The sequence below is a fragment of the Nitrobacter hamburgensis X14 genome, from assembly GCF_000013885.1.
Classification (GTDB): domain Bacteria; phylum Pseudomonadota; class Alphaproteobacteria; order Rhizobiales; family Xanthobacteraceae; genus Nitrobacter; species Nitrobacter hamburgensis.
In genome coordinates this window covers 2,938,994-2,954,005 of record NC_007964.1, presented here as the reverse complement: position 1 = coordinate 2,954,005, position 15,012 = coordinate 2,938,994, and the positions used below count along the sequence as shown (strand labels likewise).

Below are 15,012 nucleotides of genomic sequence, written 5' to 3'. Positions count from 1 at the left end.
GTAGCCGGTCCCGATGCCCACCGCGAATCAACTGCGATCCGGAAAGACCCACCGCGACGAGAATTTTCCGGTCGCGTCGTGGATCATTCACCCGCGTCACCGCGCGTTGATTCTCGCGTTCTACAATTTCGTCCGGACCGCGGACGACATCGCCGATCACGCCGAACTCGGCGAGAAGGACAAGCTCGCCTGGCTCGATCTGTTCGAGAGCGAACTCCTGGGGCAGGGCAATAGCCAGCCGGAAGCGGTCAATCTTCGAAATGCGCTGGCGCAACGGTCGATGCCGCCGCGCCACGCCATCGACGTGCTGAAGGCGTTCCGGATGGACGTCACCAGGCTGCGCTACGAAACTTGGGACGAGGTGATCGACTATTGCCGTTATTCGGCGATGCCGGTCGGACGTTTCATGCTCGACGTGCACGGCGAGAACACGTCGACCTGGGCCGCATCCGACGCGCTATGCGCCGGCCTGCAGATCAACAACCATCTTCAGGATTGCGCCAAGGACTACAAGAATCTCAACCGCGTTTATCTGCCGCGCGATGCGCTGGCCGCATCCGGTGCCTCGGTCGAGATGCTCGGCGGCGATAAGGCAACGCCTGCGCTCCTGCAATGCCTGCACGCCCTTGCCGCGCGAACCGAAGCGCTGCTCGACGAGGGACGGCCGCTCGCGGCCGAGATCAGGGACATCCGCCTCGGGCTTGAAGTCGCCGTGATCCGGATGTTCGCCGACGGGATTGTCGCGCTGCTAAAGGTACGTGATCCCCTGAGCGAGACGGTTCACCTCAAGCCGGTGCAACTGCTCGGCTACAGTGTTGCCGGCATCACCGCGGAGATGCTTCGCCGCTCGGTACGGCGGCGGCCGGTGTCGAATCCGGCGGCCGGCGCATGACGATCGAGTCGACAGCCGACGCGAGTTCGGGAGCTACCGCGTCCAGCAGCTCGTTTTACGCGGCGATGCGCATCCTGCCGCGCGCGCAGCGCGAGGCGATGTTCCAGATTTACACGTTTTGCCGCTATGTCGACGATATCGCCGATTCCGATAGCCCACGGCCGGAACGGCGGGCCGCGCTCCAGCAATGGCGTGACGACATCGACGCGCTCTATCAGGGGCGCGCGCCGGAGCGGCTGCGCGATTACGACGCTTCCGTGAGCGCCTTCGATCTGCGCCGCGAGGATTTTCTCGCCATCATCGACGGCATGGAAATGGACGTGCTGGCGGATATCCGCGCGCCTGACGACGCCACGCTCGATCTGTATTGCGATCGCGTCGCCAGCGCGGTCGGACGGCTGTCGGTCCGGGTGTTCGGATTGCCCGAGCAGGATGGCATCCTGCTCGCGCATCATCTCGGTCGCGCACTGCAGTTGACCAATATCCTGCGCGATCTCGATGAGGATGCGGCGCTTGGACGGCTATATCTGCCGCGCGAGGGCCTGCTCCGCGCCGACATCGGCAGTTTCGATCCGGCCGCCGTGATATCGAACCCGGCGCTGCCGCAGGTCTGTGCGCCGCTGGTGGAGCGGGCGCAGGCGCATTTCGTCGAATCGGACGAGATCATGAATCGCAACCCGCGCCGTGCCGTGCGCGCGCCCCGCATTATGTCCAGATATTATCACGCCATTCTGGATATGCTGGAGCATCGCGGTTTTCAGCTGCCGCGCTCGCCCGTTCACCTCAGCCAGGCGGCGAAGATCGCCATCGTCCTCCGGTATGCGTTAATCTGATGCAAACAACCGTTCATATCGTCGGCGCCGGCATTTCCGGTCTTTCCGCGGGCGTGCGTCTGGCCGACGCGGGTTGTCTGGTTCGCGTGCACGAGGCGGCGCAACAGGTCGGCGGGCGTTGCCGTTCCTATTTCGATGGCGCGACCAGTCTCACGATCGATAACGGCAACCATCTGGTGCTGTCCGGCAACCATAGCCTGCTGGCCTATGCGCGTAGGATCGGCACCGAGGCCGGTTTGCAGGGGCCGCCGAAGGCCGAATTCCAGTTTATCGATCTTGCCGTCAATAAACGCTGGAAGCTGCAGATCAACGACGGGCGCGTCCCGTTCTGGGTGTTCGACCGCAGCCGCCGGGTGCCCGACACTTCGCCTGCCGATTACTTTGCGCTCGCTCCGCTGGTCTGGGCCAAGACCCGTACACGGGTTGGCGACGTCATCAAGTGCGAGGGCGCGCTTTACAAGAGGCTGATGCTGCCGCTCCTGCTTGCAGCGCTCAACATCGAGCCGCCCGACGGATCGGCCGGTCTTGCCGGCGCGATCATTCGCGAAACGCTGTTGGCGGGCGGTCAGGCGTGCCGCCCACTGATCGCGCGCGACGGGCTGAGCTCAGTGCTGATCGAGCCGGCGATCGACTACATTCGCGCCAGGGGCGGCAGCGTCGATGTCGGCCACGAAGTGCGGCAGCTCACCATGGCGAACGGCAAGGTCACGGCGCTTGCGCTCGGCGATCAGACCATCGCACTCGGTCCGGGCGATGCCGTCGTGATGGCGGTGCCGCCGCGGCCCGCGGCCGCGCTGCTGCCCGGCCTGACCGTGCCGACGAAATTCCGCGCCATCGTCAACGCGCACTTCCGTTTCGTTCCACCGCCACATCAGCCACCGATGATGGGGGTCGTGAATGGCCTGATCGAATGGCTGTTCGCGTTTCCGGACCGCTTCTCCATCACCATCAGCGGCGGCGACCGGCTGGTGGACATGCCGCGCGAGGAATTGGCGCGGGCGATCTGGAAGGACATCTGCGCGGTCGCCGGTATCGAGGCCGAGATGCCGGCCTGGCAGATCGTGCGCGAGCGCCGCGCCACATTCGAGGCCTCGCCCGAGCAGAATGCCCTGCGTCCGGGTGCACGGACCGAGTGGAAAAACCTGTTTCTGGCCGGCGACTGGACTGATACCGGGCTGCCGGCAACCATCGAGGGATCGGTCCGCTCCGGCAACCGTGCCGCCGACCTCGTTCTGAAAACCAGTTGAATCGGGGGACATCAGTCGCCATGAACTCCGTAAACGCCACAGTCGCGCCGATCGACGATGCCGCTCTCGGGGGCAGCATCGGCGCCGCGACGCGCGGGCTTCTGGACCTCAAGCAGCCGGACGGTCATTTCGTGTTCGAGCTGGAGGCCGACGCGACCATCCCGTCCGAATACGTCCTCTTGCGGCACTATCTCGGCGAGCCGGTCGATGCGGCGCTGGAAGCCAAGATCGCGGTCTACCTCCGTCGCATCCAGGGCGCACATGGCGGCTGGCCGCTGGTGCATGACGGCCCGTTCGACATGAGCGCCAGCGTGAAAGCCTACTTCGCGCTGAAGATGATCGGCGATTCCATCGACGCGCCGCACATGGCGCGCGCGCGCGAGGCAATCCTCTCCCGCGGCGGTGCGGCCAACGTCAACGTCTTCACGCGCTTCCTGCTCTCGCTCTTCGAAGTGCTGACATGGCGCAGCGCCCCCGTGCTGCCGATCGAGATCATGCTGCTGCCGATGTGGTCGCCGTTCCATATCAACAAGATTTCCTACTGGGCTCGCACCACCATGGTGCCGCTGATGGTGTTGGCGGCGCTGAAGCCGCGCGCGCGCAATCCGCGCGGAATCGGCATCCGCGAATTGTTTCTTCAGGATCCGGCCACGGTCGGCACGCCGAAGAGGGCTCCGCATCAAAGCCCGGCCTGGTTCACGCTGTTCAACAGCCTCGACTGGATCTTGCGCAAGATCGAACCGCTGTTTCCCAAACGGCTGCGTGCGCGCGCGATAGAAAAGGCGATCGCGTTCGTCGAGGAGCGCCTCAACGGCGAGGACGGTCTCGGCGCGATCTTTCCGCCGATGGTCAATACGGTGATGATGTATGACGCGCTGGGCTTTCCGCCCGAGCACCCGCCGCGCGCAGTGGCACGGCGCGGAATCGACAAGCTTCTGGTGATCGGCAAGGATGAGGCCTATTGCCAGCCCTGCGTGTCGCCGATCTGGGATACCGCGCTGACCTGTCATGCGCTGCTCGAAGCTGGCGGACCCGAGGCGCTGAGTGGCGCGGGGAAGAGCCTCGACTGGCTGCTCCCGAAGCAGGAGCTCGTTCTCAAGGGCGACTGGGCCGTGAAACGTCCGGACGTGCGGCCCGGCGGCTGGGCGTTCCAGTACGCCAACGCCCACTATCCCGATCTCGATGACACCGCTGTCGTGGTCATGGCGATGGACCGGGTACGCCGCAACGATCGCAGCGATAAATACAACGAGGCGATCGCGCGCGGCCGCGAGTGGATCGAGGGCATGCAGAGCCGGGACGGCGGCTTTGCGGCGTTCGACGCCGACAATCTTGAATACTATCTCAACAACATCCCGTTCTCGGACCATGCGGCGTTGCTCGATCCGCCGACCGAGGATGTCACGGCGCGATGCGTCTCGATGCTGGCGCAACTCGGCGAGACCGTTCGCAGCAGCCCGTCCATGGCGGCCGGTGTGGACTATCTGCGCCGGACCCAGCTCAAGGAGGGGTCGTGGTACGGCCGCTGGGGTCTCAACTACATCTACGGCACCTGGTCGGTGGTCTGTGCGCTCAATGCCGCCGGGGTCGATCACCAGGATCCGGCGATGCGCAAGGCGGTGGACTGGCTGGTGTCGATCCAGAATGCCGATGGCGGCTGGGGTGAGGACGCTGTCAGCTACCGGCTCGACTATAAGGGGTTCGAGGGGGCGCCGACCACGGCCTCGCAAACGGCCTGGGCTTTGCTTGCCTTGATGGCCGCGGGCGAGGTCGAAAATCCGGCGGTGGCCCGGGGGATGAAGTACCTAATAGACACACAGACCAAAAAAGGGCTGTGGGACGAGCAACGCTTCACCGCCACGGGGTTTCCACGGGTGTTTTACCTGCGGTATCATGGCTACTCCAGATTCTTCCCGCTCTGGGCGCTGGCGCGGTACCGGAATTTGAGAAGCACCAACAGCAAGGTGGTAGGGGTCGGGATGTGAATTTGGGGGCGGCGATTGACGTGTCCGTGGGCGATGCCTTTGACCCGCGGCCGGTACTGATTGTGACCGGTCTGGTTCAGGAAGCCCGCATCGCCGCGGGTCCTGGCATGACCGTCATTTGCAGCAGCAGCAATCCCCGGCAATTGCGCACGCTCCTGGCGAGCTTCGACCCGTCCACGGTACGGGGCGTGATCAGCTTCGGGGTTGCCGGCGGGCTCGATCCATCCCTGAAGTCGGGAGACGTCGTGGTTGCCACGGAAGTCGTGGACGGCGAGTCGCGGTGGCAGGCAGGCCTCGCGCTCAGCGAGGAACTGATCGACGGCACCGGTCTCGGCGGTCGGAAGGTGGTCCGCGCCGGGCTTGCCGGTGTCGAGCAGGTCGTGGTGGGGCAGGCCGGCAAGGCGGTACTTCATGCCGTGACCGGCGCCTCTGCCGTCGATATGGAAAGCCACATCGCGGCCGCCTATGCCACGAAAGCGAGTCTTCCCTTCGCCGCCTTGCGTGTGATCAGCGATCCCGCGACGCGAGCGCTGCCGGCGATTGCCCGCAGCGCCATCAAGCCGAACGGCAACATCGACCTGAAGAAGGTGCTCGGCGGCCTTGCGCGAAATCCGCTGACCCTGCGCGCGCTAGTGTCCACCGGAATCGATTTCAATCGGGCGCTCCGCTCCTTGCGCGGCTGCCGCGGCTTTCTGCTGGGCGGCGAGAGTCTGGTCGCGGCGGACATCTGACAGCGCCGCCGGCCGCCGGACCGCGGGGTTTCAAAGCGCCGACAATAAAAACACCGTCGGCGCTGAAGAATTGAACTCCAGCGCCGACGGTGTTTTTTTTATAGCGTTTTCAAGCGAAGTGGATACCGGTTCGCGTGAAGAAAACGCGTCAAATCAAAATCATAGAGCCCCGCTTCTGATTCCATCAGAAGCGAAAAGGCTCTAGGGCCGCATCGGTGATTGGGGACAGCCCCGAGCCGAATTAGACTAGCTCTGCGAAAGAGTGTGCTGGCGTCAGGCTGCGGTGGAAGCCTTTTGCTCTTTTGCCGCTTGTTTGGCAGCGGCGGCCGCAGCCTCGTCCTTGCGGATCTCCGTCAGCGTTTTCTCAACCTGCTGGGCGAAAATGTACTGCGCCGGACGCTGCTTGGTCAGATCGATCTCGGGCGCCATCGGTCCGGTGGTCCGAACGCCGCGCAGCGCCACCCACATCGTCTTGAGTGGATTGTTCAGCGCCGCAGTGGCCGCGGTCGGCTCGTAACCGCAATGCGCCATGCAGTTGGCGCACTTTTCGTATTTGCCGGTGCCGTAGCTGTCCCAGTCGGTGGTTTCCATCAATTCCTTGAAGGTCTTGGTGTAGCCCTCGCCGAGCAGGTAGCAGGGTTTCTGCCAGCCGAAGATGTTGCGCGCGGGCATCCCCCATGGCGTGCAGTGATATTCCTGATTGCCGGCCAAAAAGTCGAGGAACAGGCCGGAGTGCATGAAGTTCCACTTCTTGCCCTTGCCGCGCGCGAACACGTCGCGGAACAGCTTCTTGGTCTTGGTGCGGTTCAGGAAGTGCTCCTGATCGGGCGCGCGCTCATAGGCGTAGCCCGGCGACATCGAGACGCCGACGCCAAGCTCGGTCGTGAAGTCGAGGAACTTTGCGATCTCTTCGGCCGGATAGTTGTCGAAGATCGTGGCGTTGACGTTGACGGTGAAGCCGCGCGCCTTCGCCGCCTTGATCGCGGAGACGGCACGATCGAACACGCCCGTCTGGCATACCGACTCGTCGTGGTGCTCCTTCAGGCCATCGAGATGGACCGAGAAGAACAGATAGGGCGAGGGCTCGAACAGATCGAGCTTCTTCTCCAGCAGAAGCGCATTAGTGCAGAGCGAGACGAACTTCTTGCGCGCGACGAGACCGCGCACGATTTCGCCGATCTCCTTGTGGATCAGCGGCTCGCCGCCGGGAATTGCAACCATCGGCGCGCCGCATTCCTCGGCAGCGTCCCAGCATTCCTGAGCGGTCATGCGGCGGTTGAGGATCGCATCGGGATAGTCGATCTTGCCGCATCCGGCGCAGGCGAGATTGCAGCGGAACAGCGGCTCGAGCATCAGCACAAGCGGATAGCGCTTGCGACCCAGCATCTTCTGCTTGATCAGATATCCGCCGATCTTCAGTTCTTTAAAAAACGGTATTGCCATTAGAAGTGTTCTCTCTGGTGTTACCAGCCGTGGACATTGAAAGGGGATCAGGCTGGGGTCAGTTCAGACGGAAGGCGGAATTCGATGTTTTCTTCCCGTCCCGGCAGCACCGAAACAGCAACCGGACCGATGCGTCTCAAGGCCTCGATGACATCATCGACAAGCACCTCCGGCGCCGATGCGCCGGCCGTGATGCCCACGGTTTTCGCATCTCTAAGCCATTCAGCATTGAGTTCGCTGCCGTCGGCGATGAGATAACTTGCAACGCCGACTTCAGTCCCAATTTCGCGCAGCCGGTTCGAGTTTGAACTATTGGCTGCTCCGACTACGAGGATGACATCCACCAGCTTGCTGAGGTCTCTTACCGCAGATTGCCGATTTTGTGTTGCATAGCAGATATCCCGTGTGTCAGGGCCCTGGATATCGGTGAAACGCTGCTGGAGCGCGAGAATGATGTCCTTGGTGTCGTCGACGCTGAGTGTCGTCTGGGTGATATAGGCGACCGGGGTGTCGGCGTGCAGCGTCAGGGCCGCGACGTCGTCGACATCCTGGACCAGCAGGACAGGGCCCGGAACCTGTCCCATGGTTCCTTCAACCTCGGGATGGCCGGCGTGGCCGATCAGGATCAGGGTCCGTCCCTTGGACTTGTAGCGTTTGCCCTGATTGTGAACCTTTGTCACCAACGGGCAGGTGGCGTTGAGCACGGGCAAACCGCGTGCGGCAGCCTCTTCTTCCACGCTCCGCGCAACGCCGTGGGCGCTGAACACGGTGACGGCCTTAGGCGGAACCTCGGACAGATCCTCGACGAAGATCGCGCCCTTGTTCTTCAGGCTTTCGACGACGTACTTGTTGTGAACGATCTCGTGGCGGACGTACACCGGGGGGCCATACTTCTCCAGCGCGCACTCGACGATCTCGATCGCGCGGACGACGCCCGCGCAGAATCCACGCGGCTGCGCTAGGAGAACTTCAATCGGACGAGCGTCAGTCAATTTGCACCTTACGCATTATACTTTAACTCCATATAGGTCCGAACGTTTCTTCTTAAAATCACACGTGTCTTCAGGAAAAGTCACAAGTACTTAATCTATGGGTCGCGATCCTGGGATTTCAACGCTATGACATACATGACCCTCTGCGTCAGAACAAAACGTCCCAATGCCGCAGACCTTTCGGCCACTAAGGTTGATGGACGGATTACACGTGATGGTGTCGTGATACAGGTGCAGGTATTATGATGCAGCCACAACCCAGCAGCGATAGCCTCACCTGTTCGTCACTTTGTGATCCGCAATGTTATCTGTATCAAGCCGGTTCAAGCCGTCCGGCAATCACCTCGAATCAAAACAACGACGCGTTTTATGCCACTTTGTCGCGCTCCTGAAGACAACAGAATACAAACCCCCAAGCAACTATTAGGGGTTTGTGTGGAATTTTGAATCTGACATTCGCTTGCCAGGTTTGCCGCAAAGTGGGTATCGAATGTCAAATTCATTCAACTAGATCAGGCGGAAGAACCGGGCCGGGATTCCATGCCTTTTGCATATTGCGGTAGCAGAAAGAAAGAATGTGCTGACAGCTATTGTTGTTTCGATCGTTAAGACTTGCACACGATTTGCTTTGGTTACTGCGTTGGTTGCGATTGTGCTGGCGTCCGGGGCGGTCTTTTATACGGCGAGAAACTTCCAAATCAACACTGATATCAATAAGTTGATATCGCCCGATCTGGATTGGCGGCAGCGCGACATCGCTTTCGAGAAGGCGTTCGACCAAGAACGGCTGATTCTTGCGGTCGTGGAGGCCCCGACGCCGGAGTTTGCCAGCACCGCAGGCGCCATGCTGGCAGCAAAGCTCGCCAGCGACCACGACCATTTCGAGGCTGTTCAGCTTCTCGGCGGCGGCCCGTTTTTTGAGCACAATGGCCTGCTTTTCCTGCCGACCGCCGAGGTCAAGCAGGTCACCAGCCAATTCGGCGAGGCCGCGCCGCTGGTGGAGATCATGGCCGGCGACCCGAGTTTGCGTGGGCTGACCGGCGCGCTCGAAACCGGGCTGGCGGGCTTGAAGCGGGGGCAATTCTCGCTGGACAGCACGGCGCGGCCGTTCTCGCTGATCGCCCAAAGCGTCGAGGACGTCCTGACCAGGGGGAGCGGCACCTTTTCCTGGCGTCAGCTCGCGAGCGACAAACCGCTGACCGCTTCCGACCGCCGCTCGCTGATCCAGGTCAAGCCGTACCTCGATTTCAACGCACTCGAGCCCGGCAAGGATGCCACCGATGCGATCCGGAAAGCCGCCATCGATCTGGATCTTGCCGGCAAGTTGGACGCCCGCGTCCGGCTGACCGGGCCGGTTCCGATCGCCAACGAGGAATTCGCCACCGTGCAGGAGGGCGCCGTCGCCAACGGCATCGGCACGATGCTGGTCGTGCTGGTGATTCTCTGGCTGGCGTTGCGCTCGCCGAAAATCATCTTCGCGGTGTTCGCGACGCTGTTCATCGGATTGGCGATTACGACGGCGCTCGGCCTTATGATGGTGACATCGCTCAATCTGCTATCGATCGCGTTTGCCGTGCTGTTCATCGGACTGGGCGTCGACTTCGGCATTCAGTATAGCGTCCGGTACCGCTCCGAACGCTTCAAGAGCAACGATCTGGAAACGGCGCTGCTGGTGGCGGCGAAGCGTTCGGCGGTCCCGTTGTCGCTGGCGGCGATGGCGACTTCGGCGGGCTTCCTGTCGTTCCTGCCGACGGATTACAAGGGTGTTTCGGAACTCGGCAAGATCGCCGGCGTCGGCATGCTGATTGCCTTTCTCGCCAGCATCACCGTGCTTCCAGCGTTGCTGCGTCTTCTGAACCCGCCCGGTGAGGAAGAGCCTGTCGGCTACGCGTTTCTGGCGCCGCTCGACCATTTTCTCGAAAAGCATCGCGTGGCGATCGTGGTCTGCACGCTCGCGGTCGTGATTCTCGGATCGCCCGCGCTCTACTTCCTGCGGTTCGATTTCAATCCCATCCACTTGAGGAGCACGAAAGTCGAATCGATCGCGACGTATCTGGATTTGCGGAAAGATCCGGAGACCGGCGCGAACGCCATCAACGTGATGGTCAAGTCGGAGCAGGACGCGAAGCGGGTCGAGGCCCGGCTCGCCAAGGTGCCTGAAGTTGCAAGCACCAGATCGCTCGACAGCTTTGTCCCCGCTGACCAGCCGGAGAAGCTCAAGCTGATCGCGCAGGGCGCCAAGGTTCTCGGTCCCGCGCTCAATCCGGATTCGGTCGATCAGCCACCGTCCGACGAGGAGAATGTCGGCGCGCTGAAGGGGGCCGCCGCCAGCCTGCGGAAGGCTGCCGCCGACAATCAGGGGCCGGGCGCTGCGGCTGCAAAGCGGTTGGCCGACGATCTCACCAAGCTTGCCGATTCGAACCAGGCCACGCGCGAGAAGGCTCAGGCCGTGTTCGTCGAACCCCTCAAGATCATGTTCGAACAGCTTCGCAATTTATTGAAGGCCGAACCTGTCAGCCTGAAATCCCTGCCGCCGGATTTCGTGAAGCTCTGGAAAAGCGAGGATGGCATCACGCGCGTCGAAGCCTTGCCGCGCGGCGATCCGGATCACAATGAGACACTGCGAAAGTTTGCCGGCGCCGTGCTTGCCGCTGAGCCCAACGCGATCGGCGGGCCGGTATCGATTCTCAAATCCGGCGACACCATCGTGAGGGCCTTTATCGAGGCAGGTCTGTGGGCCCTGATCTCGATCGCCATCCTGCTCTGGCTGGCGCTGCGGCGGGTAACCGACGTGCTGCTGACGCTGGTGCCGCTGCTGGTCGCGGGGGCCGTGACACTGGAGATATGCGTCGTGATCGGGCTTCCGCTCAACTTCGCCAACATTGTCGCGCTGCCGTTGCTGCTCGGCGTCGGCGTGGCGTTCAAGATTTATTATGTCACGGCGTGGCGTTCCGGCAGAACGAATCTGCTGCAATCAAGTCTGACGCGCGCGATCTTCTTCAGCGCGTTGACCACCGCGACCGCGTTCGGCAGCCTGTGGCTGTCGAGCCATCCGGGCACGGCGAGCATGGGCAAGTTGCTGGCGTTGTCGCTCCTCACCACCCTTGCTGCGGTGCTGCTATTTCAGCCCGCCCTCATGGGCCGCCCCCGCGATCTCGGGAAGTAGGCAGATGTCGCCGACGGGATCAGCCGGGGGAGCGGCGGCGGCTGTCTTCTGACCAGTGGTCTTGTGCGAGCTCTTCGGTGACGTGGTCTTCGCCATGCCGGCTTTCGGCGCGCTTTTGGCCGCGCTGTGGGCAGGACTGTTGGCGGAGCCGCTGGCGGGGTTGTTGGATGGACTGCTTGGAATCGGGCCGGCGACGCGGGTCCAGGTCTCGCCGCCGCACAGGAAACCGAGCACGCAGCCTTCGATCTCAAGCTGATCCGGCGACGCCAGCTTGATCGACGATTCGTAAAGCTTGCCGTTTTTGGCATTATAGACGTGGCCTTCCCAATCCTCCTTCTCGGCATTCAGCTTCATCTCGAGGAGAACCGGCATGCCCAGCGTCGGTCTGGTCTTTTTCGAGGCATCGGGATTATTCCGATCGACGCCGCCGGCAACTTTCTCCCAGGAGATGACGCCCCACATCGCGCCGTTGCATTCGGCGACCCGGATGTTGGCGACACCGTCGGCAACCAGCCAATCTCCGGTTGGATCAGCCGCACCGGCCGGCCCGAAACCGGCCGTCACCAGAGCCGCTGCGACAAGGGAGGTCGTCGCAAGAATTCTGCAATAATTTAGTCTGCGCATGGTATGTCTTGGGCGCTGCAACATATTTTCTAGCCTGTGCTTAAGTGAAGGGTTGGGAATCGCCACCAAAGTCAAATCACCGTCGTCATGCTTTTCAGTTGACGAAACGGCCATCAACCGACCTATGTAGCGGATGCTATATCCAAATCTAGACGTTTCCGAGATGTTTGTGGAACGGCAGGCGCAGCGCAGTGCGATGCATGTCCGCCACCTCAATGAACAGCTTGTCAGGGTTCTGAAGACCATCGGCTACGACGTCGGTTTCCAGAGCGGTCACGGCCAGTATCTGGTCGATCGCGAGGGCGCCCGTTACCTCGATCTACTCAGCGGGTTTGGCGTTTTTGCGATTGGCCGGAATCATCCCGTGCTACGGGATGCGCTGAAAAGCGTCCTTGACAGTGATCTGCCCAATCTCGTGCAGATGGATGTCTCAACCTTGGCCGGCGTTCTGGCCGAACGGCTGCTGGCTTATGTTCCTTATCTCGATAAAGTCTTTTTTGCGAATTCCGGCGCGGAAAGCGTTGAGGCCGCGATCAAGTTCGCGCGCGTCGCCACGGGACGAACCGGTATCGTTTACTGCGGTCACGGCTATCATGGGCTGACTTACGGCGCGCTGTCCCTGACCGATGACAAGAACTTCCGCGGCGGCTTCGATCCCCTGCTGCCGGACTGTACCGTCGTTCCCTTCAACGACCTCGCGGCGCTGGAGCAGGCGCTGTCGTCGCGCCAGGTGGCGGCCTTCATCGTCGAGCCGATCCAGGGCAAGGGCGTCAACATACCGAGCGATGAATTCCTGCCGGGAGCGGCCGCGCTGTGTCGGAAATATGGCACGCTGTTCGTGGCGGATGAAGTTCAGACCGGCATCGGCCGTACCGGCCGTTTTCTCGCCGTCGAGCACTGGAACGTCGAACCCGACATGGTGCTGCTGGCCAAGGCCCTGTCCGGCGGCCATGTGCCGATCGGCGTGGTGCTGACCCGCAAGCACATCTTCGACAAGATATTCAACCGGATGGACCGCGCCGTGGTGCACGGCTCGACCTTTGCCAAAAACGACCTCGCGATGGCGGCCGGCATCGCGACCCTTGAAGTGCTGAAGGCCGAGAAGCTGATCGAGAACGCGGCCAGGCGCGGTGAGGAACTGCGGTCGGCGCTGACCCGGATGGTGCCGGGTTACGAACTTCTCAAGGAGGTGCGCGGCAAGGGGTTGATGATCGGCATCGAGTTCGGGCCGCCGAAATCGCTGCGTCTGAGGGCGTCGTGGAATCTGCTGGAGGCTGCCAACAAGGGCCTGTTCTGCCAGCTCATCACCGTGCCGCTGTTCAAGGATCACAAGATCCTCACCCAGGTCTCCGGTCACGGCAGCCACACCATCAAGCTGCTGCCGCCGCTCATCATCAACGGCGAAGACTGCAAGTGGATCGAGACCTCGTTCGACAGCGTCATTGCCGCAAGCCATCAGGTTCCCGGCGCGATCTGGTCGCTCGGCAAGACACTGATGGACAACGCCGTCCGCAAGTCGGCGTGATTGCTGTTTAAACGGATCAGGTTGCCGTCATTGCGAGGCGCATCGCGCCGAAGCAATCCAGAGATCTCAAGAAAGACCTGGATTGCTTCGCTTCGCTCGCAATGACCGAGGAATGCGCTTGCGTCGAACCCGCTGAGATTCGCTAGAGCGTTTTCGAGCTAAGTGGGTACCGGTTCGCGTGAAGAAAACGCGTCAAATCAAAATCATAGAGCCTCGCTTCTGATTCCATCAGAAGCGAAAAGGCTTTAACCGTTCCCGTTCGTCTGCATCGCCTTCTCGAATTTGTCGCTGAATTCGGCAAGTTCGTCGGCATTGAGATCGCTCACCGCCCAGAGGCTCAGACCGTGGTCGCGCCAGCGGCGGATGTTGAAGCCTTGCACATCCTCGGTGCGGGCGGCGCTATGCGTGGCGTTCGGCGTTTGTGCGACGAAGAGATTGATGACATGCGCGCGCCGCTTGTAGACGACCGCGCCGATAGCCCGCCCATCGATATAGTCGAGCCGTCCGCCGATCAGCGTGAAGCCCAGCGCCGTCAGGTCGATCACAGGCGGCGATACATCGAGCCGCCCGTTGAACCACGGTTTCACCGTGTGCTGGTCGGTCGAAAGTATGTCGGTCAGATGCCCGGCCTGCAACGATCGCAGATGCGCCGACACAACTTCCGAAGCAATGCGCTGCTCGTCATCGTCGCGTAACACGATGGCGACGAGGCCCGTCGCAGCTATCGCAGAGACGGCCGAACCCATGGCGAAGCCCGCGAGCAGCGAGCGGCGGCTGGTGCCGCGCGACTGCGGTATTGCCGCCTCGATGCGTTGGCGCAGGCGTGGCGGCGCGGTGAGGCGCATGTCCGCAGTCGCCATCTGCGCCTTCATCTCGCGATAAACCTTGAGTTCCGCCGTGCAGCGACTGCAGGCTGCGACGTGGTTTTCCACCTCGCGCGCGTGACCGGCATCGAGTTCGCCGTCGATCAGCGCGTGCAGAAGGATGTCCGCTTCGTCGCAGGTCATTTGGATTGCTCCTGTTCCGCGAGCCACGCCGACCGCAGCATGGCGCGGGCCCGCGCCAGCCGTGACATGACGGTGCCGACCGGCGCGCCGACGGTCTCGGCAATCTCGCGATAGGACAGATTCTGGATTTCGCGCAGCACGAAGGTCTCTCTGAAGGGCTCCTCAAGTGCTGCGATCATCCGCCGGATCGAATTCGCATCGCGTTCTTGCAACACCTGCGTTTCCGGTGTGTCCTGGGTCTCCCGCCACAGCGGCGCGGCTGCGGCTTCGGCGCTTTCGGGCAGGTCGTCGATCGTCGTTGTGCTCGATCTGGTGCGGCGGGCGAATTCGGCATGGCAGACGTTGCGCAGGATCGCAAGCAGCCAGGGCTTCATCGCCGGCCCGCGGTAACTGTCGAAGTGATTCAGCGCGCGCAGATAGCACTCCTGCACGGCATCCTCGGCGTCGGCGGGGTTGCGCAGGAGGTAGCGCGCGACGGTGTAGACGTCGTCGAGGTAGGGCAGCGCAGCCTCGCGAAAGCGCTGCGCTTTGGCCTGATCGTCTCTGGATGAACCAAACAGCATTGCG

Annotated in this window: 12 protein-coding genes; 7 read left to right on the top strand and 5 right to left on the bottom strand. The window is 62.1% G+C overall.

Annotation, left to right across the window (positions count from 1 at the left end):
* The first annotated feature begins 13 nt into the window (after nucleotides 1-13).
* From hpnC to NHAM_RS13740, 5 genes are read left to right on the top strand one after another with little or no spacing between them, the layout of a single operon-like run.
* On the top strand, nucleotides 14-892 hold the full coding sequence (gene hpnC / locus NHAM_RS13760; RefSeq protein ID WP_011511130.1) for a squalene synthase HpnC: 879 nt from the start codon (nucleotides 14-16) through the stop codon (nucleotides 890-892).
* On the top strand, nucleotides 889-1,725 hold the full coding sequence (hpnD, locus tag NHAM_RS13755) for a presqualene diphosphate synthase HpnD (protein ID WP_011511129.1): 837 nt from the start codon (nucleotides 889-891) through the stop codon (nucleotides 1,723-1,725). Before hpnC ends, hpnD begins: the two co-directional genes overlap by 4 nt.
* Nucleotides 1,725-2,972 carry a hydroxysqualene dehydroxylase HpnE gene (hpnE, locus tag NHAM_RS13750; RefSeq protein WP_011511128.1) on the top strand — a complete coding sequence of 416 codons (1,248 nt, stop codon included), beginning with the start codon at nucleotides 1,725-1,727 and terminating at the stop codon, nucleotides 2,970-2,972. The genes hpnD and hpnE overlap by 1 nt, the downstream gene beginning before the upstream one ends.
* A gap of 20 nt (nucleotides 2,973-2,992) precedes the next feature.
* Nucleotides 2,993-4,957, top strand: a complete 1,965-nt coding sequence (shc, locus tag NHAM_RS13745; protein ID WP_011511127.1) for a squalene--hopene cyclase — start codon at nucleotides 2,993-2,995, stop codon at nucleotides 4,955-4,957.
* Nucleotides 4,954-5,688 (top strand): phosphorylase, encoded by a 735-nt coding sequence (locus NHAM_RS13740; protein WP_041358154.1) that lies wholly within the window; start codon nucleotides 4,954-4,956, stop codon nucleotides 5,686-5,688. Before shc ends, NHAM_RS13740 begins: the two co-directional genes overlap by 4 nt.
* A 273-nt stretch (nucleotides 5,689-5,961) precedes the next feature.
* On the opposite strand, the gene hpnH is transcribed toward NHAM_RS13740, so the two are convergent.
* Both hpnH and ispH read right to left on the bottom strand, forming a co-directional pair.
* Nucleotides 5,962-7,131 carry an adenosyl-hopene transferase HpnH gene (gene hpnH / locus NHAM_RS13735; RefSeq protein WP_011511125.1) on the bottom strand — a complete coding sequence of 390 codons (1,170 nt, stop codon included), beginning with the start codon at nucleotides 7,129-7,131 and terminating at the stop codon, nucleotides 5,962-5,964.
* 47 nt (nucleotides 7,132-7,178) lie between these two features.
* Entirely contained in the window at nucleotides 7,179-8,105 is a 927-nt protein-coding gene (ispH, locus tag NHAM_RS13730; protein WP_086008354.1) for a 4-hydroxy-3-methylbut-2-enyl diphosphate reductase, read from the bottom strand.
* 595 nt (nucleotides 8,106-8,700) lie between these two features.
* Here ispH and NHAM_RS13725 point away from each other — a divergent pair.
* Nucleotides 8,701-11,289 (top strand): MMPL family transporter, encoded by a 2,589-nt coding sequence (locus NHAM_RS13725; protein WP_041359010.1) that lies wholly within the window; start codon nucleotides 8,701-8,703, stop codon nucleotides 11,287-11,289.
* Here the strand turns inward: NHAM_RS13725 and NHAM_RS13720 are convergent.
* The gene (locus NHAM_RS13720) at nucleotides 11,242-11,913 is read right to left on the bottom strand and encodes a DUF2147 domain-containing protein (protein ID WP_157043774.1); all 672 of its coding nucleotides are present in this window, start codon (nucleotides 11,911-11,913) and stop codon (nucleotides 11,242-11,244) included. The genes NHAM_RS13725 and NHAM_RS13720 overlap by 48 nt on opposite strands.
* A 133-nt stretch (nucleotides 11,914-12,046) precedes the next feature.
* Here NHAM_RS13720 and hpnO point away from each other — a divergent pair, with 133 nt between their 5' ends.
* Complete coding sequence (hpnO, locus tag NHAM_RS13715; RefSeq protein ID WP_011511121.1) at nucleotides 12,047-13,438, top strand: aminobacteriohopanetriol synthase HpnO; 1,392 nt, start codon at nucleotides 12,047-12,049, stop codon at nucleotides 13,436-13,438.
* Nucleotides 13,439-13,683: 245 nt separating this feature from the next.
* Here the strand turns inward: hpnO and NHAM_RS13710 are convergent, their stop codons facing one another.
* Together NHAM_RS13710 and NHAM_RS13705 are read right to left on the bottom strand one after the other, a co-directional pair.
* On the bottom strand, nucleotides 13,684-14,445 hold the full coding sequence (locus NHAM_RS13710; RefSeq protein ID WP_011511120.1) for an anti-sigma factor family protein: 762 nt from the start codon (nucleotides 14,443-14,445) through the stop codon (nucleotides 13,684-13,686).
* On the bottom strand, nucleotides 14,442-15,008 hold the full coding sequence (locus tag NHAM_RS13705) for a sigma-70 family RNA polymerase sigma factor (protein ID WP_041358152.1): 567 nt from the start codon (nucleotides 15,006-15,008) through the stop codon (nucleotides 14,442-14,444). The genes NHAM_RS13710 and NHAM_RS13705 overlap by 4 nt, the downstream gene beginning before the upstream one ends.
* Nucleotides 15,009-15,012 lie beyond the last annotated feature (4 nt).

Coding starts and splice junctions, on each gene's coding strand:
- hpnC (WP_011511130.1), top strand. CDS start 14: ATGCCCACCGCGAATCAACTGCGATCCGGAAAGACCCACCGCGACGAG.
- hpnD (WP_011511129.1), top strand. CDS start 889: ATGACGATCGAGTCGACAGCCGACGCGAGTTCGGGAGCTACCGCGTCC.
- hpnE (WP_011511128.1), top strand. CDS start 1,725: ATGCAAACAACCGTTCATATCGTCGGCGCCGGCATTTCCGGTCTTTCC.
- shc (WP_011511127.1), top strand. CDS start 2,993: ATGAACTCCGTAAACGCCACAGTCGCGCCGATCGACGATGCCGCTCTC.
- hpnH (WP_011511125.1), bottom strand. CDS start 7,131: ATGGCAATACCGTTTTTTAAAGAACTGAAGATCGGCGGATATCTGATC.
- NHAM_RS13720 (WP_157043774.1), bottom strand. CDS start 11,913: ATGCGCAGACTAAATTATTGCAGAATTCTTGCGACGACCTCCCTTGTC.
- hpnO (WP_011511121.1), top strand. CDS start 12,047: ATGCTATATCCAAATCTAGACGTTTCCGAGATGTTTGTGGAACGGCAG.
- NHAM_RS13710 (WP_011511120.1), bottom strand. CDS start 14,445: ATGACCTGCGACGAAGCGGACATCCTTCTGCACGCGCTGATCGACGGC.
- NHAM_RS13705 (WP_041358152.1), bottom strand. CDS start 15,008: ATGCTGTTTGGTTCATCCAGAGACGATCAGGCCAAAGCGCAGCGCTTT.